Here is a 22,307-nt window from a genome sequence, read left to right as displayed (position 1 = left end):
CTATGGGCATTCTGAGCAATGTGGTTTTCGCACCGGCCGTGGGGCCCTTGAAGGGGGTGCTGTGGCTGGCCCGGATCATCGCCGAGCAAGCCGAGCGCACGCTCTACGACGAGAACGTGATCCGGGCCGCGCTCCTCGATCTGGAGCAGCAGCTCGAGGCTGGCGAGATTGGCGAGGCAGATTTCGAGACGCAGGAGGAAATCCTGCTGGAGCGCCTGAAGATCGCCCGGGAGCGGGCGCGTAGCGGCGCTTGAAGCGCGCGGCGCGCAAAGCAGCATGCTTCCCGCCTCGGCGGCTCCGCTGCCCGCCCGGACGATCTGAGGCAATTGGTTCGGCCCCGCGGTAGCACGCGCGGAGCTAAGGAGGCAGCCTATGGCAACGACACTGGAACTGATCCGCAAGGTGAAAACGCAGGTGCAGGAGCTGACCGGCTTCTCCGCCGACAGCGTCTCGGACTTCAATCTGACCGAAAACGGTTGGGAGATGACGGTCAATCTTCTGGAGCTGAAGCGCATCCCGGCCTCGACCGATCTGCTGGCCGCCTACCGCATCATCCTGGACCGGGATGGCAACGTGACCGGCTACCACCGCTCGCGCCGCTATCTGCGTGACCAGGTGATGGAGGACGCGCCGTGACCGTTGAGACGGGTGAGGCCCGCATCCTCTGCCCCGCCGGCATCTTCGCGGCGCAGGAAGCTGAGATCCGCGCGTTGACCGGCGCCCTCAATCGCGCGACGCGCCTGCCGGAAAAAGTGGCCTTCGCCACCCGCCTCCGTGCGGTCGCGGAGGACCTCCTCGCCTGCAAGGACCGCCAGGCGGACAACCTCAATTGCCGCCTGTGCGAGGACTTCTCGCACCTGCGCGCCAACGCCTCCAGCCTTCTCCTGCGCGCGGCGCGGCTGGTGTCCTGAGGAATTCCGCGCGCCGCTGCGGCGCGCGGGCACGTCGAAGCCGATGAGCCACGGCGCATGCGCGCCGGATGGCCGCCGGACGGGAAGACGCGGACAGGGAGTGGACAGAGATGAGCGAACAGCGGATGGAGCATTCCCTTCAGGCGGCGGGGCTGGCGGACATTCTGGAGCGCGTGCTGGACAAGGGCATCGTGATCGCCGGCGACATCACCATCTCGCTGGTGGAGGTGGAACTGCTGAATATCCGCCTGCGCCTCGTGGTGGCCTCGGTGGACCGCGCCATGTCCATGGGCATCAACTGGTGGCAGAGCGATCCCAACCTCAATTCCCAGGCACGGGAGATGGCGGAGGAGAACCGGCTGCTGCGCGAGCGGCTCGACCGGCTGGAAGCGGCCGTGGCGCCGCCCGAGGCGATGGCACCCGCGCTCGCGGGCCAGACGCTCGCGAACCAGGAGGCGCATCATGGCCGATGAACCCGCTGCCTTCACATTCCGGGTCTGCGAGGCGCCCACCCGGGATGTCGGGCGCGGGCTGATCCGGCTCGATCCCGAAGACATGCGGCGGCTCGACGTGGTCGTGGGCGACGTGGTGTCCATCATCGGCCGCCGCGCCACGGTGGCGCGGGTGATGCCGGCGCATGCCGGCATGCGCCGGCAGAGCCTGGTGCAGATGGACGGCCTTGCGCGCGTCAATGCCGGTGCCAGCCTCGACGAGCAGGTGACGCTGCGTCCCGCCACCGTGGCGCGAGCCCGCGCCGTCACCCTGGCCCAGGTCGGCTCGCGCACCCGCGCGCCGGAGCCGCGCACCCTGATGCGGCTGCTCGACGGCATTCCCATGCTGGCCGGCGACCGGGTGCGCACCACGCTGGTGGGCGCCCAGACCCGCGAATTCACCGTGGAAAGTTCCGATCCGCCCGGCCCGGTGCTGATCGGGCCGGACACCCAGGTGCGCTGCCTGGACGGCGCGGCCGAAGGCAACGCCGTCACCTATGAGGACGTGGGCGGGCTCTCCAAGGAGGTGCGGCGCATCCGCGAGATGATCGAGCTGCCGCTGAAGCACCCGGAGGTGTTCCAGCATCTCGGCATCGAATCCCCGAAGGGCGTGCTGCTGTACGGCCCGCCCGGCACCGGCAAGACCCTGATCGCGCGTGCGGTGGCGCGGGAAGCCAACGTACACTTCATCCACCTCAACGGCCCCGAGATCATCGACAAGATGTACGGGGCGAGCGAAGCGCAGTTGCGCCGCATGTTCGACGAGGCGGAGAAGAACGCCCCCTCCATCATCTTCATCGACGAATTGGACGCCATCGCCCCCAAGCGCGAGGAGATGAGCGGCGACCGGCAGGTGGAGCGCCGGGTTGTGGCCCAGCTCCTCGGGCTGATGGATGGGCTCCAGTCACGCGGCCAAGTGATCGTCATCGCCGCCACCAATATCCCCAACGCCATCGACCCCGCGCTGCGCCGGCCCGGCCGGTTCGACCGGGAGATCGTTGTCGGCGTGCCCGACGAGAACGGGCGCCGGGAAATCCTGGAGATCCATACCCGGGGCATGCCGCTGGCCGCCGATGTGGACCTTGCCCGGCTCGCTTTCCACACCCCCGGCTTCGTGGGGGCGGACCTCGCCGCTTTGTGCCGCGAGGCGGCGATGAGCGCCCTGCGGCGGCTGATCCCCGACCTGAACTTCGAGGACAGCCGGATCTCGGAGGAGAAGCTTGCGGCGCTGGTCGTCACGGCCGAGGATTTCGCCGCCGCCCAGGCCGGCACCCAGCCGAGTGCGCTGCGCGAGATCGTCACCCAGGCCTCCCACAAGAGATGGGCGGACCTGGGCGGCCTCGAGGACATAAAGCGGCTGCTGGTGGAGACGGTGGAATGGCCCACCCGACATGCGGCGCTCTACGCCGCCGCCGCCATCCAGCCGCCCAAGGGCATCCTGTTCTACGGCGCGCCGGGCACCGGCAAGACCCTGATGGCCAAGGCCCTGGCGGGGGAGAGCGGCGCCAATTTCATCGCCGTGAAGGGCCCGCAGCTTTTGTCCATGTGGGCGGGTGAATCCGAGCGCGGCGTACGCGAAGTGTTTCGCAAGGCCCGCCAGACCGCGCCCTGCATCGTGTTCTTCGACGAGATCGACACCCTCACCCCCAATCGCGGCGGCACCGGCGGCGCCCTGACGGACCGGGTGGTGGCCCAGCTTCTCACCGAGATCGACGGCATCGAGGACCTGCGCGGCGTCACCGTGGTGGCGGCCACCAACCGGCTGGACCAGATCGACGCCGCCTTGCTGCGGCCCGGACGGTTCGACTTCCTGGTGGAGTTCCAGGCGCCCGACCTTGAGAGCCGGCGCGCCATTCTCGATGTCCACGCCGGGCGCATGCCGCTGGCGCCGGGTGTCGACCTCGCGGCCCTCGCCGCATGCACCGAAGGCATGGTGGGAGCCGACCTCGAAGCCCTGTGCCGCCATGCCGGCATTGCCGCCATCCGCGACGTGGTGGAGCGCGGTGGCGATGAAGCCGCGGCCACCTTGCAGGTCACGCAGCAGCATTTCGACGACGCCCTGATCGCCACGAAGAGGGAACGTGCCCCATGACCGAGCTTCTCGTCTTCGCCGTGGTGCCTGCCGACAGCATCGGTCCCGCCTTCCTCGCGGATCGCGAGGGCCTGCCGCCCGGCCTGCGGGCCATCACGGCCGGATCGCTTGCCGCCGTGGTCGGCGCCGCGCCGGAAGGCGGCCTGAAGGGCCGCGAGCGCGCCGCGCTGCTGCCCTGGCTCCTCGCCAGCCAGAAGGTGATGGAACGGCTGCTCGCCGAAGCTCCGGTGCTGCCGGTGGCGCTGGGCACCGTGCTGGAGGACGAGGGCCGCGTTCGCCACATGCTGAGCCACGGCGCCGACGTGCTCCAGGGCGCCTTCAATGCCCTGGGCTCCCGGTTCGAGATGGACCTCTCCGTGCGCTGGAACCTCGACGCCGTGGTGGCGCGGCGCCTTGCCGACGTTCCCGCGCAATTGCGCCATGCGGCCGACGGCGGCGACGCGCCGGCACGCAGGGCCCTTGGCGCGATGCTCGAAGGCCTGGTGGCGGCGGAGCGGCGGGAGGTCCGCTGCCGGGTGATGGAGCGCCTGCGGGCCGCCACGCAGGATCTCGCCACGACCGGGCCGAGCGAACCCGATGGCGTCGTCAGCCTCGCCTTGCTGGTGGACCGCGGAACGGACGGCGCGCTGGTCGAGGTTCTGGAAGCGCTGGACGCGGCGTTCGACGGCGGGCTCACCTTCCGTCTCGTGGGACCGCTGCCGCCCTACAGCTTTGCCTCGGTCCATGTCCATCTGGCGCCGGCGGCGGCGGTCCGCGGCGCCCGCGCCGAACTGGGCGTGGAGCCGGATGCCGGCCCGGACGCGGTGAAAGCCGCCTATCGTCGGGCGCTGCGCCTTGTCCATCCTGACCTCGTGCATCAGGAGGCCGCAACCGCTCCGGCCGGGCCGCTCCACGCAGAGGAGGAGGGCGACACCGCCGGCTTCCTGCACCTTTCCGCGGCCTATCGGGTGCTTCAGGCGGAAGCGGCGCCAGTGTCGCTCCGCAGACAGCAGGAACCGCTACCGGACTGAGGCGCCTCCAGGCACCGGCGATGCGCGGGGGCGGCGCCGCGAACAGAAATGCCGCCCTCCGGTATGCCGGGAGGACGGAGGAGCCGAAAACCACCAGATGTCCGCGTCAGAGGAGGCGGGAGGTGTCCATGCTGTATGTCTACGCGATCATCGCGGACCATGGCCCGGAGGGAATGGACCTTCTGCCGGAGGGCATCCTGCCCGGCGTGCCGGTTTGGCAGGTGTCCTCCGGCGCGCTCGCCGCGGTGGCGAGCCCGGTGCCGGAGCACCTGTTCGGGGCCGAGGCGCTGCCGGCGCACCTGGAGGACATGCCATGGACGCACGCGCGAGTGCTGGGCCACGAGCGGGTGGTCTGCGCCCTCCTGACCCGCGCCACGGTGCTCCCGCTGAAATTCTGCACCCTGTTTTCCGGCGCTGACGCGCTCGGCGCGGCGCTCGCCCTCCACCGGGCGGCGTTGGAGCAGTCCGTCGGCCGCCTGCGCGGCGCCCGGGAATGGGGCGTGAAGCTCTTCGTGAAGGCTCGGGACCCCACGGTCCGGGCGCCGGAGCCCGCAGGACCCGGCGCGGGCGCGGCCTTCTTCCGGCGCAAGAAGGAGGAACAGCAGGCCCGTGCCGCGGCCGAGGCGGCCCTCAATCATTGCGTGACGACGAGCCACCAGCGTCTCGCCGCCCACGCCCGGGCGGCGGTCTCCAATCCCCTGCAGCCGCCGGAACTGCATCGGCAGCCGGGCACGATGGCGCTCAACGGGGCCTATCTGGTGGCCCTTCAGGACGAGCCCGCCTGGCGGGCGTGCCTTTCCGAACTGGAGGGCGCCTACGCCGACGAAGGGATGCACTATGCCCTGACCGGCCCTTGGGGGGCCTATAATTTCGCAGGAGACGGCCTTGTCCGACCTTAACCCCATCCCCTCGCGCACCACCGGCGAGATTGCGGTCGCCGATCTGTTGGATCGGGTGCTCCACAAGGGCCTGGTGCTCTGGGGCGAGGCCACCATCTCGGTGGCCGGCGTCGATCTCGTTTATCTGGGCCTCAAGATACTCCTGACCTCCACCGATACCGTGAACCGAATGCGCGAGGCCGCGGCGAGCCCGCCGGACGGGCGGAACCATCACGCAGGCTAAATGCCATGCTCTATCTTTATGCGATCCTGGAATCTCCACCCCCGACAATCCCGATGCCCACCGGCATCGGGGGGGGAACGCCGATGTTCGTGGAGGCGTGCGGCCTGGCCTGCGCCGTCAGCGACATCGCGGATGCGACGATCGCGCCCAATGCGGCCCATGTCCTGCGCCACCAGGAGGTGGTGGGCGCTCTCATGGAGGGACGCACGATGCTGCCGTTGCGGTTCGGTACGCTGACGGAAGACGCCGCCGCCTGCCGCCACCTGCTGACGCGCCATCACGACGTTCTCAGCACACAGCTTGACCGGGTGCGCCATTGCCTGGAGTTCGCCTTGCGGGTGGCCGGCCTGCCCGAGATCCCCGACCCGGCCACCGGTCCGTTGTCGCGGCTGGACGGGCGCGGGCCGGGCGCGAGCCATCTGCGCACCCTTGCGCGGCGCGAAAGGGGCTGGCCGTCCTCCACGGCGGAGTTTCCCCATGACGGGCTCGCGACCCATGCGACAGACCGTCTGCTGTGGGCGCGCTCCCCCTCCCAGCCGGACCTGCGGGCGTCGTTCCTCGTATTGCGCGCCTTTGCGTCCTCGTTCCTCGCCGACGTTTCCGCCCTGCAACACCTGCGCCCGGACCTCGGCATCACCGTGACCGGCCCCTGGCCGCCCTATTCCTTTTCCGACCCCAACCTGAGTGGAGGCGGCCCATGACCGCGGAATGCACGCACGAGACCCTCGACGCGGCGCTCAGGGGCCGTATCGACATTGATCCCGACCGGGTGGAACAGGGCCTCGTCCGGCTGGTTCTGATGCTGGTGGAGACGGTGCGACAGGTGGTGGAGCGTCAGGCCATCCGCCGGGTGGAGGGCGGCACGCTGAGCGAGGAGGAAATCGAGCGGCTCGGTCTCGCCCTGCTGCGCCTGGAACAGAAGATGGAGGAGCTGCGCCGGCACTTCGGCCTTGAGGAGGGCGACATCTCCCTCAAGCTGAATATTCCTCTCGACGGATTATGAGCGCCTGTGGAGTGACGATGATGACTTTCGAACAAAAACCCCTCACGATCACGCAAGTTGTTTGCAATTCGTAGGAAAAATATTATACCTAAATGCTGCAATCCATTATTATACATATATATTATATAATATTTTAATTATGTTAAATATATAATTGAATTTTTTGATAATTTATTTTATGATATTCTCAAAATATTATCGCTCTTCAAGTATGTGAGGAGGAGAAGTGCTATGCAGATTGAACAATCGGCGGCGCGTGGCGTCCTATGGCAAGAACGCAGATGGGATGTGGTTCACCGGGGCCTGGATCAGCTTCTGGCCATGGCGCAGCGCTATCAGAATGAAGGCCGAACGTGTCAGGCGGCGGATATCTATTGGATGCTGTCAGAAGAGCATACCGGGACCGCTCAAGCCATTGCCTCGGAAGAGGGGTTACTGAGACTGGCCGAGGCGTATGACCGCAATGGTTCGCGGCATATGGCGCGCGCCATCTTCGAGCGTCTCAGCTCTTTGACCTGAACACCTGTGTCTCGACCCGATCGCCAGCGGTCGCGCACCGGGGCTGATGATCACGGGGGCAAGCGCCGGCGTGCGGGTCCCGACGCCATTGTTCAGCCGCGCACCAGCGCGGCCGGGACGGCCATCATGCGGGCGCTGTGCCATTGGCCGGTTTCGATCAGCCCGGCCGCGATCTGCCGCACCAGATCCTTCACGCAAAGCGCCGCATAGCTCAAAGGCCGCGAGGCGGTATGGCAGATGGCGAGGCGACGGTTCATCGTCGCCTCCTCGAAGCGCGTGCAGATGGTGCGGGTCTGGCCCAGGGCGCTGATCCAACCGGCGGGAAGGATGGCTTCCCCGATGCCCGCCTCCACGCATTGGGGGATCATGCTGAAGGTCTCGATCTCGCGCACGGCGGCGAGCCTCAGGGCGCGGCGGGCGAAGCGCTCCTCCACCATGGTCCGCAGCTGACCCTTCGCCAGGATCAGCGGCCGGTCGACCACGTCTTCGAGCCGGACGGCTTCGTCCCCCCGTTCCGCGCCTTGGCTGGAGCGCACCAGCAGGAACTCTTCCTCCACCAGGTCATGGGCGTGGATGGCGGGATTGAGATTGCCTTCGCGGACCATGACGCCCACGTCGATGGAATTCGACATGAGATGCACCGCGATGCCGCAACTGTGCGCCTCCACGATCTGAAGCTCGATCGCCGGAAACCGCACCAGGGTCTCGCGCAGCAGCGGCGCGGCGAGGATGAGATTGACGCTGTAGGGAATGCCGATCGTGACGCTGCCCGTGGGCTCCTCCAGCGAGCCCTGGATCTCGGAGCGCGCCATCTCCAATTGGTGAAACACGATCTTGCAATGCGCATAGAGCTTCTCGCCGGCGCGGGTGGGGCGCACGCCCTTGGAGGAGCGCTCCAGCAGCGACGTGCGCAGGTCGAATTCCAGGCATCGCATGCTCTTGCTCAAGGCGGGCTGGGCGACGTGCAATTCCGCCGACGCCCGCGAGATGCTGCCCAGTTCGACGATGCGCGCGAAATAATGAAGCTTCCGCAGATCGAACCTTTCGCTCCTGAAGGCGCCCACGGGTGGCCGGAACGAAGCATTCATCTCAAAGTCCTCCTCCAACCATACCAGGGAGATATATGCGGTAGGCCCGAACGTTATTTTTGGTCGTGCGCGCCAGCACATAGGAAAGCACGCGTGGACGGCCCTCTCCGCCGGGCCGGGGGAGCGAACCTGCACCCATCCGTGCGGCAAACAAACAAGAAGGACGGGACGAATGCCTGAGGCGCGCGAAAACACCTTCTGCGATAGCGAGAGCCCGGCAGGCGCACGCGAGCCGCGCGGGCCGCTCTCCGGCATCCGGGTTCTGGACCTGACAAGCTATCTCGCCGGCCCCTATGGCTGCACCTTGCTGGCGGACCTCGGCGCGGACGTCATCAAGGTCGAGGCGCCCAGCGGCGACATGATGCGCAGCTATCCCTCGACGCTGCCCGATGAGAGCCGCTCCTTCGTGGGCGCAAACCGCTGCAAGCGCGGCATCGTCATCGACCTGAAGAAGGAAGAGGGGCTCGAAACCTTCCTCGATCTGGTGCGCACCGCCGACGTGGTGGTGCACAATTTCCGCCCCTCCGTACCGCCGCGCCTGAAGATCGACTATGACCGCCTGAAGGCCATCAATCCGCGCCTCATCTATTGCGCCATCACCGGCTTCGGCGACCATGGCCCGATGGCCAATAATGCCTGCTTCGACCAGGTGCTCCAGTGTCTCACGGGCCTCTGCACCTTCCAGGGCGGGCCGGACGGGGAACCCGAGATCGTGCTGGGCTCGGTGGTGGATTATTACACCTCCGCGCTGGTGGCCTTCGGCATTTCGGCCGCCTTGTTCCAGCGCGAGCGCGATGGGCACGGGCAATATATCGGCTCCTCGCTCCTGCGCAGCGCTATCACCATGCAATCGGCCCGCTTCGTGTGGGCGGACGGCGAGGATCGCGCGGTCAATCGCGACATCCGCCTCGCGCCGCTCACGGGCATCCACCCCACCAAGGCGGGGTATCTCTACATCTCCTCCCATTCCAAGCACTTCTGGGATGCGCTGTGCGACATGCTGGAGATGCAGGACTTCAAGGAAGATCCGCGCATGGCGACCATGGCGAGCCGGATCGCCCATGTGGACGTGATCCTCCCGCGCCTGCATGCCGCGCTGCGCAAGCATACCGCGGTGGAATGGGCGGAGATGTTCGGCGAGAAGGTGCCCAATGCCCCGGTGCAGCCGATCGAAGACCTGTTCGACCATCCCCAAGTGCTGGCGCAGGATCTGGTGACCACCTACGAACATCCGGTGATCGGCACCTATCGCGGCATGACCAAGCCGCTGCACTTCTCCCGCACGCCAGGCCCGGCGCCGTTCGCGGCGCCCGTCATGGGCCAGCATACCGACGCGGTCCTGGAGCAATGCGGCTATAGCGCGGAGCGGATCCGCGACCTGAAGGCCAGCGCGGCGGTGCGCTGAGCCTGCGTGTTCCCTGGTGCGCGGCGGGCAAAGGGACATTGCTGCGACCTTGATGGCGGGTGCGGGCGAAACGCGCGGCGCGCACCCCTTGTTTGCGCCGCGCGATCGGCGCGCTGGCGCGGTTCCTTAGAGTATTTCATCGTTTCACAGAAACGATGAAATACTCTAACTCATTGCGTTGTCGCATTTTTCTTCACGCGAACCGGAGTCCACTTCGCTCGAAAATGCTTTAGAAGGCGAAGCGCAGCCCGCCGCCGTCGACGGGAATGGTGGTGCCGGTGACGAAGCTTGCCCGCTTCGAGCACAAGAAGACCACCAGATCCGCCAGTTCCTCCGGTTCGCCGAAGCGGCCCATGGGGATGTTCTGGTCGATGAATTTTTGCCGCGCCGCATCCGTGGGATAAAGCCGCGTCATGATCTGAACCGACTTGATGCGGCCGGGCGCCACGCAGTTCACCGTGATGCCGTGGGGCGCGAGCTCGGCGGCGGCGGACTTGGACCAGCTTTCCAGCGCCGCCTTGGCGGGAATGGCCGCATTCATCACCTTGGAGATCACCGCGCCGGAAATGTTCACCACCCGGCCCCAGCCCGCCGCCTTCATGCCGGGGGCGAAGGCCTCGGTGAGGCGGCGCGCCGCGTCGAAATTGAGCGCGAAGGCCTCGGCCCATTCCGCATCCCCCGCGTGCTCGCCCAGGGGACGCGAGGCGCCGGCATTGTTCACCAGCACGTCGATGCCGCCCAGCGCCTGCAGGGCGGCGGCGGTCAATCGGGCGACGCCGTCCGGGCCCGCGACATCGGCAGTCGCCACGATGGGGCGCACGCCACCCGCGGCGGCGATCTCGCCGGCCAATTCCTCCAAAGGCGCAGGATTGCGCGCGGCGATGACAAGCCTTGCGCCCTCGGCGGCCAGCACCTTCGCCACCGCGCGGCCGATGCCGCTGCCCGCGCCGGTGACGAGGGCGCGCCGTTCGGCAAGTCCCAAATCCATTCCCATGCTCCCGCGATGCGTGTTCCCGATGAAGTGCGCGCTCTGCCCGGCATGCCGGGCGCCGGGCAGAGCGCGCCACCGGAACTTGTGGGGTTCGGCGCCTCTTCTGCGCGCGTTGCCCTAGGACCGATCGACATTCAGCGGCGTGGTGTATCGTCGAGACGCGTGACGGCAGGTGCGCGCGATTATCGTGCTTTCACAAGCCGTCATGGCCGGGCACGTCCCAGCCATCCACGCCGGGCCGACCCCACCGATCTTGAACGGCTGGCACCAACGGTGCCGCGTGGATGCACGGGACAAGCCCGTGCATGACGAGGTTCTGCTGCCATGGCGTCAAGCCATGAATGGCGATCGGCCCAGAGCTGGCCGGCCTCAGAGCTGGCCGGCTTCCTGGAGCACCTTGCGCGCGATGCGGAAGCATTCCACGCCGCAGGGCACGCCGCCATAGATGGCGACCACATGGATGATGGCGCGGATCTCTTCCTTGGTCACACCATTGGTCAGGGCGCCCTTGCAGTGGATCTCCCACTCGTGCCAGCGGGCGAGCCCGCCGAGCATGGCGAGGTTCATCATGCTGCGGGTCTTCACGTCGATGGTCTCGTCGCCCCAGCCGAAGCCCCAGCACCAGGCGGTCATGGCTTCCTGAAACGGCAGGGAAAAATCGTCGGCATTGGCCAGATTCTTCTCCACATATTCGGCGCCGAGCGTGCTCTTGCGCTTGGCGAGGCCTTTCTCGAACATTTCAGTCATGTCTCACGTCACCTTTCTCTGGAACCTGGCCGGCGGTTTCGGCGCCGGCGGGAGCGGCGTCCTGTGCCGGGCGCCCGCCATCCGAAACATGCAAACAAGTTAAGTGATAATACAATCATACGTTCTTGCGCAATACTTGGGCCGAAGAAAAGCCCACCGCGAACCGCTCGCCTGATCTCGGCAGGGACGGCATTTGCACCGCCACTCCGGATGCCCTTGTGGAAGACGCGGCCGATAGCGCGGCGCCACGATCCATGCCCAAATCCGCGCATCATCCCTGCGTGGATATGACGACGCACCGTGCAGCCCCCGCTCTGCACCGGCCTGACGTACACCGCGCCGCCGCAGCGACACGCGGACTCCGGTCATCGCCTCATATGATAATACGATCATAGACATAGTGACCCATGGCGCATCGTCCCGTTGACGCGCCATGGGCCCCGATCGTCAGCGGATGATGAACGGGTTCGCCACCGTGGTTTCGGTTGCGATCCACACCGATTTGACCTGGAGATATTCCTTGATGGCCTCAAGACCGCTCTCGCGGCCGATGCCGCTGCGCTTGAAGCCGCCGAACGGCGAGGTGTAGCTCACCGCGCGATAGGTATTCACCCACACGGTGCCGGAGCGCAGGCGCTCGGACAGGCGCAGCGCGCGGCCCATGTCCTTCGTCCAGACCCCGGAGGCCAGGCCGAACGCCACATCATTGGCGATGCGCACCGCTTCGTCCTCCGTGTCGAAGGGGATCACCGCCAGCACCGGGCCGAACACCTCCTCCTGAGCGATGCGCATGGCATTGGTGACGCCGGTGAAGATGGTGGGCTCGACGAACTGGCCGCCGGGCGCGCCCGCATAGGGCTTGCCCCCGAGCGCGCAATGGGCGCCCTCCGCCAGGGCGATGTCGATATAATCCAGCACCTTGCGATATTGCGCCGGCGTCGTGACCGGCCCCACATTGGTCTCCGCCTGCATGGGATCGCCGATCTTGGCGGCGCGTGCCACCTCCAGCAGGCGCTCCATGAAGCGATCGTGGATCGCGCGCTGGAGCAGCAGGCGCGAGCCGGCGATGCAGGTCTGGCCGGTGGCGGCGAAAATGCCGGAGACCGCGCCCATCACGGCGGCCTCCAGGTCCGCGTCCTCGAACACGATGTTGGGCGACTTGCCGCCCAGTTCCAGGGAGACGTGCTTGATCTGCTTGGCCGCCGTTTCATACACCTTCTGGCCGCCGATATCGGAGCCGGTGAAGGCGATCTTGCTGACGGCGGGATGCTCCACGAGCGCCGCGCCCGCCTCGGTGCCGAAGCCGGTGACGGTGTTGACCACGCCCGCCGGGAAGCCGGCCTTCTCGAACAGCGTCATGAATTCGAGGGTGGAGGCGGAGGTGAATTCTGACGGCTTGATGATCGCCGCATTGCCGGCCGCCAGCGCCGCGGCGAGCTTCCAGGCGAGCAGCAGCAGCGGGGAGTTCCAAGGCGTGATCATGCCCACCACGCCGAGCGGCTCGTAGCGGGTGAAATTGAAGATCCCGCTCTTGTCGGTGGGGATGACGGCGCCCTCCACCTTGTCCGCGAGGCCGCCATAATAGCGGTACCATTCGGCGAGATATTTGGTCTGGGCGTGCATCTCGGCATAGAGCTTGCCGTTGTCGCGCACCTCGATCTCGGCCAGGCGCGCCGCATCCGCCTCAATCAATTCGGCGAGCTTATAGAGGATCTTGCCGCGCGCGGACGGCGTCATGGCGCGCCATGTCTCGAACCCCTTTTCGGCGGCGGCGACCGCTTTCGCGATGTCCTCGGCGGTGCCCCGCGCGATCTCGGCCCAGGCCTCGCCGCTATAGGGATTGCGGGTCTCGAAATATTCGCCGCCGGCCGGCGCGGTGAAGGCGCCGCCGATGAAATGGCCGTAGCGCTGCATGGTCTCTCCCTGTCCTTATTGGCTTTGCAGCCGCGGAGGGTGGCAGAAACCGACCCGCCCGTCCATGTCATATTGTATGATTGGTTTTCCTTGACATCGCACATCAGGCAGATGAGAGTCGAGGCAATAAGACAATAATTAAATAGGGAGAGGATCATGAGCGAATCCAAGGGGCATAAGACCCTTTCCGCTTGTCGCGCCAACCGTCCCGAGAGTGGCTTCACGCCAAGCGGCTTCATGCCAAGCCGACGCAGCGTTCTGGCCGCCGGGGCCGCGACGCTGGCCATGCCCTATTTGTCCAGGGTGTCGTATGCGGCGGGCAAGGACGTGAACGTGGGCGTCGTCGTGCCCCTATCCGGCGCCAATGCCCAGTTCGGCGTCAACTCGCGCAACGGCATCGAGCTGGTGGCGGATCAGATCAATGCCGCCGGCGGCATCAAGGCGCTCGGCGGCGCCAAGATCAATCTGGTGATCGCCGATTCCACTTCCACGCCCACCTCCGCCGCCACCGTGGGCCAGCGCCTCATCGCCCAGAACGACGTGGTCGCCATCCTCGGCGCCTATGCCTCATCGCTCACCCTGGCGCTTTCGGAGGCCACCGAGCGGCGCGGCATTCCGCTCATGACCATGTCGTTCTCGGACCAGATCACCGGGCGCGGCTTCAAGAACGTGTTCCAGGTCATCTCCAAGGCCTCCACCCTGGGCGAGGCCCAGTTGAAGGGCACCGCCGAGATCGCGCAGAAGGGCGGCGAGACGCTCAAGACCATCGCCATCATGTACGAGGACACGGCCTATGGCAGCTCGCAGGCCGCCGGCCTGCGCACCACCGCCAAGGCGCTGGGCATCACGGTGGCCATGGACGAGGCCTATCCGCTCGGCATCACCGACGTCACGCCGCTCATCAACAAGCTGCGCGCGGCGAACGCGCAGGCGGTGTTCCCCGCCTCCTATCTGAACGACGGCCTGCAGATCATCCGCACCATGCGCCAGCAGGGCATCAAGCTGCCGGTGATCGGCGGCGCGGGCGGCTATGTGATCCCGGACTTCAAGAAGGCGCTCGGCGACTATGCCGAGAACGTCATGTCCATCGCGCCGGGCAATTACGACCAGGACCCGAGCCTCACCGACGCGTTCAAAAAGCGCTACGGCTATTTCATGGTGCACGAGGCCCTGGAACACGCGGTGTGCCTCGACGTGCTCGCCAAGGCGCTGGAAAAGGCCGGCAAGGCCGATCCCAATGCGGTGCGCGAAACGCTGCACAGCACCCGCTTCGAAGGCGGCTGGTGCAATGCCATGACCGGGCGGGCGGTCAAGTTCGACGAGACCGGCCTGAACACCCTCGCCAAGCCGCTGATGGTGCAATGGCGCGGCGACAATCTGGTGACCGTGTGGCCGGACGAATACGCCAAGGGCAAGGCCATCTGGACCGGCGCATAGCCGGTCCGCGCCCCCTTCCCGTCCCTCACCTTCGCCTTCCGGAGCGCTTCATGGCCTTCCTTCAAGCCGTGATCGACGGACTGATGATTGGCGGCGTCTATGCCGTCATCTCCATCGGCCTCACCCTCGTATTCGGCGTCATGGGCATCGTGAACTTCGCCCAGGCCGAATTCCTCACGCTGGGCATGTTCGTCGCCTTCTTCGCCTGGAAGTATCTGGGCATCGACCCGCTGGTCGGATCGCTCATTTCCTTCGTGGTGATCTTCGGCCTCGGCGTGCTCGTGCAGATGACCATCATCCAGAGGGTGCTGAACGCGCCGCCGGTGGCGCAGATCTTCGTCACGGTGGGGCTGCTCATCGTGATCGAGAATCTGTCGCTGATCGCCTTCGGTTCCGACTTCCGATCGGTGACCACCAGCTACCAGACCTCGGCGCTGAGGCTGGGCCCGCTGTTCATCAGCGTGCCCTATCTCGCGGCTTTCTGCATGTCGCTGCTGTCGGGCCTGGCGCTGTGGCTGTTCACCAACAAGACCTGGTACGGGCGGGCCATGCGCGCCACCGCCCAGGATCCCATGGCGGCGCATCTCATGGGCATCAACGCCGACCGCATGCGCCAGATCGCCTTCGGGCTCGGGGTCGGCATGACGGCGTTCGGCGGCGCGGTCATCCTGCCTTATTTCACCGTCCATCCCACGGTCGGGCATCAATTCGTGGTGCTCATGTTCACTGTGGTGGTGCTGGGCGGACTCGGCAGCGTCGCCGGCGCGGTGGTCGGCGGGCTGGTGGTGGGGGTGATCCAATCGGTATCGACCCTGTTCTTTCCGATCCAGCTACAGAACCTCGTCCTGTTCCTCGTGTTCATCACCGTGCTTGCGGTGCGGCCCACCGGCCTGATCGGAGCGGCGCGATGAAATCCTGGATCTGGGGCGCGGCGGCGCTGATCGCAGCGGTCGTCGTGCCGTCCTTCCTCGATCCGGCGGGTTATCCGATCCGGGTCCTGACGCTCACGCTGCTGTTCGCCGCCCTCGGCCAGGCGTGGAACATCGTCGGCGGCCTTGCGAACCAGATTTCGCTCGGACACGCGGCATTCTTCGGCATCGGCGCCTACACCTCCACCATCCTGCTGATCCATTTCAACCTGTCGCCCTGGATCGGCATGCTGGCGGGGGCCGCACTCGCGGCGCTGGCGGCGTTCCTGCTGAGCTTTCCCACCATGAAGCTGCGGGGGCATTATTTCGCACTCGCCACCCTCGCCTTCAGCGAGGTGCTGCGCGTCATCGCCAGCTCCTGGACCTCGGTGACCGGCGGCCCGGCGGGCCTGTCGGTGCCCTATGCGGCGGACAGTCTCGCGCTGCTGCAATTCAAGGGCACGACGCCCTATTACTACATCATCCTCGGCGCGCTGGTGCTCATCTGCGTCATCTTCCTGGTGATCCAGAAGAGCGCGCTGGGTTATCGCCTGCGGGCGGTGAAGGAAAATCCCGATGCCGCCGAGGTGGTGGGCGTGGATACCACGCGGGTGAAGATCACCGCCGCCGTAATCTCGGCCGCGCTCACCGCCCTGCTGGGCACGCTTTATGCCCAATTCACCTATTTCTTCGATCCCGAGGCGGTGTTCGGCATCGTCGCCATCTCCGTGCGCGCCGCCATCATCGCCATCCTCGGGGGCGCGGGCACGCTGGCTGGTCCCCTCATCGGCGCCTTCGTCATCGTGCCGCTGGAGGAATTCGCCAATGCCGCTCTCTCCTCGCGAGCGGCGGGCCTCTCCCAGCTGGTGTTCGGCCTGATGCTGATCGGCATCATCCTGATCGAGCCGCGCGGCCTGCTGGTCCTGGTCTCCAACGGCATCGCGCGCCTGCGCAAGGGGAGGAAGGGATGAGCGCTCCAATCCTCCAGGTGGACGGCATCACCAAGAGATTCGGCGGCCTGCTCGCCCTCGACAATGTATCGTTCGAGGTGGACGCGGGGGACATCATCGGCCTGATCGGGCCCAATGGCGCCGGCAAATCCACCTTGTTCAGCACCCTGGTGGGCCTGCACAAGCCCACCAGCGGCGCGGTGCGCTTCGCCGGCGCGGACATCACCGGGCTCAAGCCCCACAAGGTGGCGGCGCGCGGCCTCACCAAGACGTTCCAGAACGTGGCCCTGTTCATGGAGGCCACGGTGCTCGACAATGTGCTCATCGGCGCCCTGCTGCGCGACAGCGTCGCGCAGGCCCGCACGACCGCCATGGCCTGCCTCGACCGGGTGGGCCTCGCGCACATCGCCGGCAAGACGGCGAGCGACCTCTCCTTTCCCGAGCGCGCGCGGGTGGAGGTGGCGCGCAGCCTCGCCACCCGGCCCAAGGTGCTGCTGCTCGACGAGGTGATGGCCGCGCTCAACCATGTGGAAATGGAGGAGATCATGGCCCTGATCCGCTCGCTGAGGGACGACGGGCTCACCGTCATCGTGGTCGAGCACCACATGCATGCCATCATGTCCCTGTGCGAGCGCATCGTGGTGCTCAATTTCGGCCGCAAGATCGCCGACGGCGCGCCGCAGGACATCGCGAAAAACCCCGAGGTGGTGCGCGCCTATCTCGGCCGCGAATACGCGTGAGAAGGGGCACATGAACATGACCGGAGCCCCGTTGCTGCGGATCGAGCACCTTCATGCCGGCTATGACGGCAATGACGTGCTGCACGACATTTCCATGGAGATGAGCGAAGGCGAGTTCATCTGCGTCATCGGCGCCAATACGGCCGGCAAGAGCACGCTTCTGCGCACCATCTCGCGCCTGGTGCGCAACGCGCGCGGGCGCATCACCTTCGACGGGCACGACCTGATGGCGACCGCGCCTTATGATGTGCCCAAGCTCGGCATCGCCCATGTGCCCGAGGGCCGGCATGTCTTTCCCGACATGACGGTGGAGGAAAACCTGTTGCTCGGCGCCTATTGCGTGCGCCACGACCCGGCCCACAAGCAGCGGCTGGAGGAGAGTTTCTCGCTGTTCCCGCGCCTGCGCGAGCGCCGCAACCAGCGCGCCGGCACCCTCTCCGGCGGCGAGCAGCAAATGGTCGTGCTGGGCCGCGCCATGATGCTCGGCATGCGGCTCCTGATCCTCGACGAGCCGAGCCACGGCCTCGCGCCCATCGTGGTGGACGAGGTGCACGACGCGCTGGTGAAGATCCACCAGCAGGGCACCTCGATCCTGCTGGTGGAGCAGAACACCTCGCTCGCCCTGTCGGTGGCCTCGCGCGGCTATGTGCTGGAATCCGGGCGGATCGTGCTCGCCGACAGCGCCGCGGCCCTGATGGAAAACCCCAAGGTGCGCGAGGCCTATCTCGGCCTGTGATCCCCGGCGGCCGGCCGGGGGCGCGCACGCCGGGCCTGACGCGGGTGCCCGCCTCAGACCCGGTGTTTTATCCCGCTTACCCCTTGGTCCCGCTTACCCCTTGGGATCCGCATCGAGCCGCAGGACCACGCCCTCCAGGCCCGGAGCGGGCGCGGGATAGCGGTCGAACAGGATCGGATCGTGGCCGGGGATGATGGCCGAGCGGTCGCTGGCCAATGCCCGCAGCCGGTCATAGCCCTCCAGCGTATCGGCGAGGCTGTGGAGGATCGGGAAGGCCCGGCCCTGCTCCATATTGGCGTAGAAATGGCTCGCGTCCGAGGCCAGCACCAGCCAGCCGCGCCGCGTCCACACCCGCACCACCTGGAGCCCCTTGCTGTGGCCGCCCACGTGGTGGACGCTGATGCCGGGCGCGAGTTCCGCCGTGCCGTCGTGGAACTGCACGCGGCCGGCATAGACCTTGCGGACCATGGCCACCACGTCTTCCTCCTCGAACGGCATCTTCATCGCCGCGTGGCACATGCAGCGGCCGGTGCAATAGCCCATCTCGATATCCTGGAGATGATATCTGGCGCGGGGGAAGAGATCGTAATTGCCGCTGTGGTCATAATGCATGTGCGAGATGATCACGTCCTCGACCATGTCCGGGTCGATGCCGATGCATTTGAGCCCCGCGCCGGGCGAGCGCAGGAACTGGCGCTTGCGCTTTTGCGCCATGGCCTCGTCGAAGCCGGTATCGAGGATGAAGGTGCGGCCGTTGCCCTTGATCGCCCACACGAAATAATCGAGCGGCATGGGCACGTCATGGGCATCGCCGCCGACGAAATTATGCGCCGAGGTGGCCGCGGGATTATGCGCGTAATGCACCGCATAGACTTCGTAAGGTTCGAGCGCCATTCGGCTCCTCCCATCATGGGCATCGCCGTGCGCGGCGTGCCCTTGTTTCCTGCTCTTTTTCCGTGAGCATTTGTCTCGTGAGTATTGCGTCCTGCCTGCCGCGAAATCTTGCGGATCGCGGCCGGCAGGGTCAGTCGTTGGCCATGAAATCCAGTTCCGGCAGAAGAAACGTGCGGAACAGCGGATAATTCTCGATCATGGGGAAATGCCCGATGCCCGGCATCTCGGCATGGCGGCAGCCGGGGATGGCGGCGGCCACCTCCGCCGTCATGGCCGGCGTGCAGGAATAATCATAGCTGCCCGTCAGCAGGCTGACCTTGCAGATGTTCGTGTCGATGGTCTTGATGTGCGTACGGGCATCGAAGTCCATGCTGTAGAACATCACGTCGCCCCGATAGACGCCGGGACCGGACTGCGAATAATACCACCAATTGTCGCGCTTTCCCTCTTCCGGGCTCTGTGGCGCGTTGAGGCCGAACGTATAGGTGGCCACAAGCTCGCCGCCGTGAACCGCCGGATGCAGCAGGAAGTCATTGTAGCGCCCCGGCGCATGGGCCGCGCTTTCGAGGCCGATCACGCCGCGAATCCGCCCTTGGAAATCGCTCGCCACCCGCAACACGATGGCCCCGCCCATGGAGCAGCCCATGAAGACCGGCCGCTCGACGCCGAGCGCCATCCATACCGCCTCGATGGCGGCGAGATAATCCTCGGTGGTCAGCTCGTAGGGGTCCAGCCACCATTCGGCCGGCGGATCGGACCGGCCGTGCCAGGGCAGGTCGAAGCAGATGACGCGGAAGCAGTCGGTGACCTCCGTGTCATTCAGCAGGTGGCGGAACTGCCGGCTGTCGGCGCCGGCGGTGTGCAGGCAGATGAGCGGAATGCCCGCGCCGGCCTCCTCCACGAAGATCCGGTGCGCGCGCCCCTTGATGGCGACCTTCAAATAGCGTCCGAGGATGGGTTCGAAATCAGGCATTGCCGTAGCCCACGCTGCGCATGACGTTCATCATCCGGTGCAGCGCCCGCGCGTTCTGCATGGCGACGAGCGTGTCGCCCTCCAGCCGGAACTCGGGCACCCGCATGATCATGGCGAAAATGTCGTGATAGAGCGGTGGCGGGGTCTCGCTCAGGAAGCGCTCCCACAGCTCCAGCGGCGCGCGCATCTCGAACTGGGTGCGCACGTCGAAGCGCGGCGAAGCGATGATCTCGTCCACCCGCCCGCGCCGGATTTTCAGCACATAGCGCAAGGCGCCGAAGGTCATCCCCATGTCCACGTCGAACTTGCCGCCGATGACGGACAATTCGCGATCCTGGGCCACCCTTCCAGCGAAGGCGGCCATCCAGTCGGCGTCGGGAAATCGAGCCACCGCTTTCCTCCTCACTCATGGCGGGCACATGTGGGACGCGGCCGGGCTTGCGACGGGGACACCGCCGCAGCCCGGCCGCCCGATCAGGCCGCGCCGTTATATTGTTCGTCGCTCACGTGCTCGAGCCATTCCACCACCACGCCATTGTGGCCTTCCTGCATGGAGATGTGGGTCATCATGTTGGTGGGCGTTGCGCCGTGCCAATGCTTCTCGCCCGGCGCGATCCAGATCACGTCGCCGGCGCGGAACTCCTGGATCGGACCGCCCCACGACTGGCAGAGGCCGATGCCGGCGGTGACATAGAGCGTCTGGCCCATGGGATGGGTATGCCAGGCGGTGCGGGCGCCGGGCTCGAACATCACCACGTTGGACTTCAGCAGGGCCGGTTCCGGCGCCTCGATGATCGGGTCCTGCCACACCGTGCCGGTGAAGGATTTCGCCGGCGCCTTGCGAGAGGGTGTGGACCCGCCACGTTTGATCTCCATCGAAGTGAACTCCCTTTGTTGTCAAGGCCGCTTCCACCCGGCCCGGGCGCCCCGCCGCAGCGGGGAAAGACGTTGAGCGGCGCGCAGGCCGCCACTCATTTGAAGCCGAGCGGCTCCGGTCCCATCAGCGTGTAGGGCAGGATGGTGGACAGCACCGGCACATAGGTGACGATGATCAGGACCACGAACAGGACGATGATGAACGGCATCGCCGCCCTCACCACATCCACCACGCTCATGCGCGCCACCGCCGCCGTCACGAACAGATTGATGCCGATGGGCGGGGAAATCAGCCCGATCTCCATGTTCACCACGATCATGATGCCGAAGTGGACGGGATCGACGCCGAGCGCCATGGCGATGGGAAAGACCACCGGCACGACGATCAGCAGAAGCCCCGACGGCTCCATGAACTGGCCGCCCAGCAGCAGGATCAGATTGACCACCAGGAGGAAGGTGAACCAGTTGAACCCGGCGCCGATCATCCATTCCGTGATGGTCTGCGGCACCCGCTCCGCCGTCAGCACATGGGCGAAGAGCATGGCATTGACGATGATGAACATGAGCATGATCGTCGCCTTCCCCGCCTCCACTAGGACACGCTCGGTGTCGCGGTGGAACAGGGCGGGCACGGAACGCGCGATCATGACGAACAGATTGCGCCGCAACGTGTGCGCCAGCGTCTCGCCGGGGCGGCGCCACGGCTCGCCCTTCAGGGGACCCATGTCGCGATAGATGAAATTCGCCACGAGGAAGGAATAGACCGCGGCCACCGCGGCGGCTTCCGTGGGCGTGAACACGCCGCCATAGATGCCGCCCAGGATCACCACCACGAGGAACAGGCCCCAGGAGGCATCGAGGAACGCATCGCGGATCACGGCAAGGCCGCTGAACGGCGCCTTGGGCATGTTCCGCAGGCGCGCGAAGACATAGATGGTCGCCATCAGCAGGAAACCGGCCACGATCCCCGGCAGGATGCCCGCAAGGAACATGCGGCTGACCGACACGTCGGTGGCCGCGCAATAGACCACCATGACGATGGAGGGCGGGATGAGAATGCCCAAGGTCCCGGCATTGGCGATGATGCCCGCCGCGAACTCCTTGGTATAGCCCGCCTCGCGCATGCTGGTGATGGCGATGCTGCCGATCGCGACCACGGTCGCCGGCGACGAGCCGGACAGGGCCGCGAACAGCATGCACGACATGACCGAGGCGATGGCGAGGCCGCCCCGGATGTGCCCCACCGCGGCCACCGCGAAGTGCACGATCCGGCGCGCGACGCCCCCGGTGGACATGAAGGAAGAGGCCAGGATGAAGAAGGGAATCGCCAGCAGCGTATAGCTCTGCGAGGCGGTGAACAGCTTCAGCGCCACCGAGGACATGCTGTCCGACGAGAACAGCACGATCGACAGCACACTGGCGAGGCCGAGGCTGATGGCCACCGGCACGCCGGCGAACAGCAGTCCCAGCAAGGAAGCGCAGAGGAAAAACGAGACCATG

26 protein-coding genes are annotated in these 22,307 nt (G+C 66.4%); 17 read left to right on the top strand and 9 right to left on the bottom strand.

The annotated features are described in order from the left end of the window. Nucleotides 1–2 precede the first annotated feature (2 nt). From V5G24_RS03800 to V5G24_RS03750, 11 genes are all read left to right on the top strand, one after another. Nucleotides 3–254: a gas vesicle protein GvpG gene (locus V5G24_RS03800; protein ID WP_394079708.1), complete on the top strand. Its 252-nt coding sequence runs from the start codon at nt 3–5 to the stop codon at nt 252–254. 118 nt (nt 255–372) lie between these two features. After that, nucleotides 373–636 carry a gas vesicle protein GvpO gene (gvpO, locus tag V5G24_RS03795; RefSeq protein ID WP_394079706.1) on the top strand — a complete coding sequence of 88 codons (264 nt, stop codon included), beginning with the start codon at nt 373–375 and terminating at the stop codon, nt 634–636. Then, entirely contained in the window at nt 633–911 is a 279-nt protein-coding gene (locus tag V5G24_RS03790; protein ID WP_394079704.1) for a hypothetical protein, read from the top strand. Before gvpO ends, V5G24_RS03790 begins: the two co-directional genes overlap by 4 nt. 110 nt (nt 912–1,021) lie before the next feature. Continuing rightward, complete coding sequence (locus tag V5G24_RS03785; protein ID WP_394079702.1) at nt 1,022–1,384, top strand: gas vesicle protein; 363 nt, start codon at nt 1,022–1,024, stop codon at nt 1,382–1,384. After that, on the top strand, nt 1,374–3,494 hold the full coding sequence (locus tag V5G24_RS03780) for a CDC48 family AAA ATPase (protein WP_394079700.1): 2,121 nt from the start codon (nt 1,374–1,376) through the stop codon (nt 3,492–3,494). The genes V5G24_RS03785 and V5G24_RS03780 overlap by 11 nt, the downstream gene beginning before the upstream one ends. Further along, complete coding sequence (locus V5G24_RS03775; RefSeq protein WP_394079698.1) at nt 3,491–4,504, top strand: GvpL/GvpF family gas vesicle protein; 1,014 nt, start codon at nt 3,491–3,493, stop codon at nt 4,502–4,504. The genes V5G24_RS03780 and V5G24_RS03775 overlap by 4 nt, the downstream gene beginning before the upstream one ends. Before the next feature lie 128 nt (nt 4,505–4,632). Further along, a complete protein-coding gene (locus tag V5G24_RS03770; protein WP_394079696.1) occupies nt 4,633–5,403 on the top strand; it encodes a GvpL/GvpF family gas vesicle protein in 771 nt (256 codons plus the stop codon). Further along, nucleotides 5,390–5,626: a gas vesicle protein gene (locus tag V5G24_RS03765; protein ID WP_394079694.1), complete on the top strand. Its 237-nt coding sequence runs from the start codon at nt 5,390–5,392 to the stop codon at nt 5,624–5,626. The genes V5G24_RS03770 and V5G24_RS03765 overlap by 14 nt, the downstream gene beginning before the upstream one ends. 5 nt (nt 5,627–5,631) lie before the next feature. Further along, nucleotides 5,632–6,327, top strand: coding sequence for a GvpL/GvpF family gas vesicle protein (locus V5G24_RS03760; protein ID WP_394079692.1), 696 nt, complete (start codon nt 5,632–5,634; stop codon nt 6,325–6,327). Then, nucleotides 6,324–6,629, top strand: coding sequence for a gas vesicle protein K (locus V5G24_RS03755; protein WP_394079690.1), 306 nt, complete (start codon nt 6,324–6,326; stop codon nt 6,627–6,629). Before V5G24_RS03760 ends, V5G24_RS03755 begins: the two co-directional genes overlap by 4 nt. A gap of 231 nt (nt 6,630–6,860) precedes the next feature. Then, nucleotides 6,861–7,148, top strand: a complete 288-nt coding sequence (locus V5G24_RS03750) for a hypothetical protein (RefSeq protein ID WP_394079688.1) — start codon at nt 6,861–6,863, stop codon at nt 7,146–7,148. A gap of 92 nt (nt 7,149–7,240) precedes the next feature. On the opposite strand, the gene V5G24_RS03745 is transcribed toward V5G24_RS03750, so the two are convergent. Continuing rightward, complete coding sequence (locus V5G24_RS03745; RefSeq protein WP_394079686.1) at nt 7,241–8,236, bottom strand: LysR substrate-binding domain-containing protein; 996 nt, start codon at nt 8,234–8,236, stop codon at nt 7,241–7,243. A 172-nt stretch (nt 8,237–8,408) separates the two neighbouring features. Between V5G24_RS03745 and V5G24_RS03740 the strand changes: the two genes are divergently transcribed. Beyond that, nucleotides 8,409–9,641: a CaiB/BaiF CoA transferase family protein gene (locus tag V5G24_RS03740; protein WP_394079684.1), complete on the top strand. Its 1,233-nt coding sequence runs from the start codon at nt 8,409–8,411 to the stop codon at nt 9,639–9,641. A gap of 229 nt (nt 9,642–9,870) precedes the next feature. On the opposite strand, the gene V5G24_RS03735 is transcribed toward V5G24_RS03740, so the two are convergent. From V5G24_RS03735 to V5G24_RS03725, 3 genes are all read right to left on the bottom strand, one after another. After that, complete coding sequence (locus tag V5G24_RS03735; protein WP_394079682.1) at nt 9,871–10,629, bottom strand: SDR family NAD(P)-dependent oxidoreductase; 759 nt, start codon at nt 10,627–10,629, stop codon at nt 9,871–9,873. A 372-nt stretch (nt 10,630–11,001) separates the two neighbouring features. Next, on the bottom strand, nt 11,002–11,379 hold the full coding sequence (locus V5G24_RS03730; protein WP_394067003.1) for a carboxymuconolactone decarboxylase family protein: 378 nt from the start codon (nt 11,377–11,379) through the stop codon (nt 11,002–11,004). A gap of 447 nt (nt 11,380–11,826) precedes the next feature. Beyond that, entirely contained in the window at nt 11,827–13,293 is a 1,467-nt protein-coding gene (locus tag V5G24_RS03725) for an aldehyde dehydrogenase (RefSeq protein WP_394079680.1), read from the bottom strand. A 156-nt stretch (nt 13,294–13,449) separates the two neighbouring features. Here V5G24_RS03725 and V5G24_RS03720 point away from each other — a divergent pair, with 156 nt between their 5' ends. Genes V5G24_RS03720 through V5G24_RS03700 form a run of 5 tightly spaced genes read left to right on the top strand, consistent with a single transcriptional unit; the run spans nt 13,450 to nt 18,064 of the window. Then, nucleotides 13,450–14,730 (top strand): ABC transporter substrate-binding protein, encoded by a 1,281-nt coding sequence (locus V5G24_RS03720; protein WP_394079678.1) that lies wholly within the window; start codon nt 13,450–13,452, stop codon nt 14,728–14,730. 50 nt (nt 14,731–14,780) lie between these two features. Further along, nucleotides 14,781–15,641, top strand: a complete 861-nt coding sequence (locus V5G24_RS03715) for a branched-chain amino acid ABC transporter permease (RefSeq protein WP_394079676.1) — start codon at nt 14,781–14,783, stop codon at nt 15,639–15,641. Further along, a complete protein-coding gene (locus tag V5G24_RS03710) occupies nt 15,638–16,609 on the top strand; it encodes a branched-chain amino acid ABC transporter permease (RefSeq protein WP_394079674.1) in 972 nt (323 codons plus the stop codon). The genes V5G24_RS03715 and V5G24_RS03710 overlap by 4 nt, the downstream gene beginning before the upstream one ends. Further along, nucleotides 16,606–17,328, top strand: coding sequence for an ABC transporter ATP-binding protein (locus tag V5G24_RS03705; RefSeq protein WP_394079672.1), 723 nt, complete (start codon nt 16,606–16,608; stop codon nt 17,326–17,328). Before V5G24_RS03710 ends, V5G24_RS03705 begins: the two co-directional genes overlap by 4 nt. A 31-nt stretch (nt 17,329–17,359) precedes the next feature. Then, entirely contained in the window at nt 17,360–18,064 is a 705-nt protein-coding gene (locus V5G24_RS03700) for an ABC transporter ATP-binding protein (protein ID WP_394080345.1), read from the top strand. A gap of 93 nt (nt 18,065–18,157) precedes the next feature. Here V5G24_RS03700 and V5G24_RS03695 read toward each other — a convergent pair whose 3' ends face one another. The 5 genes from V5G24_RS03695 to V5G24_RS03675 form a co-directional block, all read right to left on the bottom strand. Then, entirely contained in the window at nt 18,158–18,958 is an 801-nt protein-coding gene (locus V5G24_RS03695) for an N-acyl homoserine lactonase family protein (protein WP_394079670.1), read from the bottom strand. 130 nt (nt 18,959–19,088) lie between these two features. Further along, entirely contained in the window at nt 19,089–19,931 is an 843-nt protein-coding gene (locus tag V5G24_RS03690; RefSeq protein WP_394079668.1) for an alpha/beta fold hydrolase, read from the bottom strand. Continuing rightward, nucleotides 19,924–20,322 (bottom strand): hypothetical protein, encoded by a 399-nt coding sequence (locus V5G24_RS03685; RefSeq protein ID WP_394079666.1) that lies wholly within the window; start codon nt 20,320–20,322, stop codon nt 19,924–19,926. Before V5G24_RS03685 ends, V5G24_RS03690 begins: the two co-directional genes overlap by 8 nt. Before the next feature lie 83 nt (nt 20,323–20,405). Further along, complete coding sequence (locus V5G24_RS03680) at nt 20,406–20,807, bottom strand: (R)-mandelonitrile lyase (protein ID WP_394079664.1); 402 nt, start codon at nt 20,805–20,807, stop codon at nt 20,406–20,408. A 95-nt stretch (nt 20,808–20,902) separates the two neighbouring features. Then, nucleotides 20,903–22,306 carry a TRAP transporter large permease gene (locus V5G24_RS03675; RefSeq protein WP_394079662.1) on the bottom strand — a complete coding sequence of 468 codons (1,404 nt, stop codon included), beginning with the start codon at nt 22,304–22,306 and terminating at the stop codon, nt 20,903–20,905. Nucleotide 22,307: the final 1 nt, after the last annotated feature.

This window comes from Roseixanthobacter finlandensis (genome assembly GCF_043195105.2).
Taxonomy (GTDB): Bacteria; Pseudomonadota; Alphaproteobacteria; order Rhizobiales; family Xanthobacteraceae; genus NCEH01.
The sequence above is the reverse complement of the archived record's forward strand: the minus strand, read 5'-3'. Positions and strand labels throughout refer to the sequence as shown.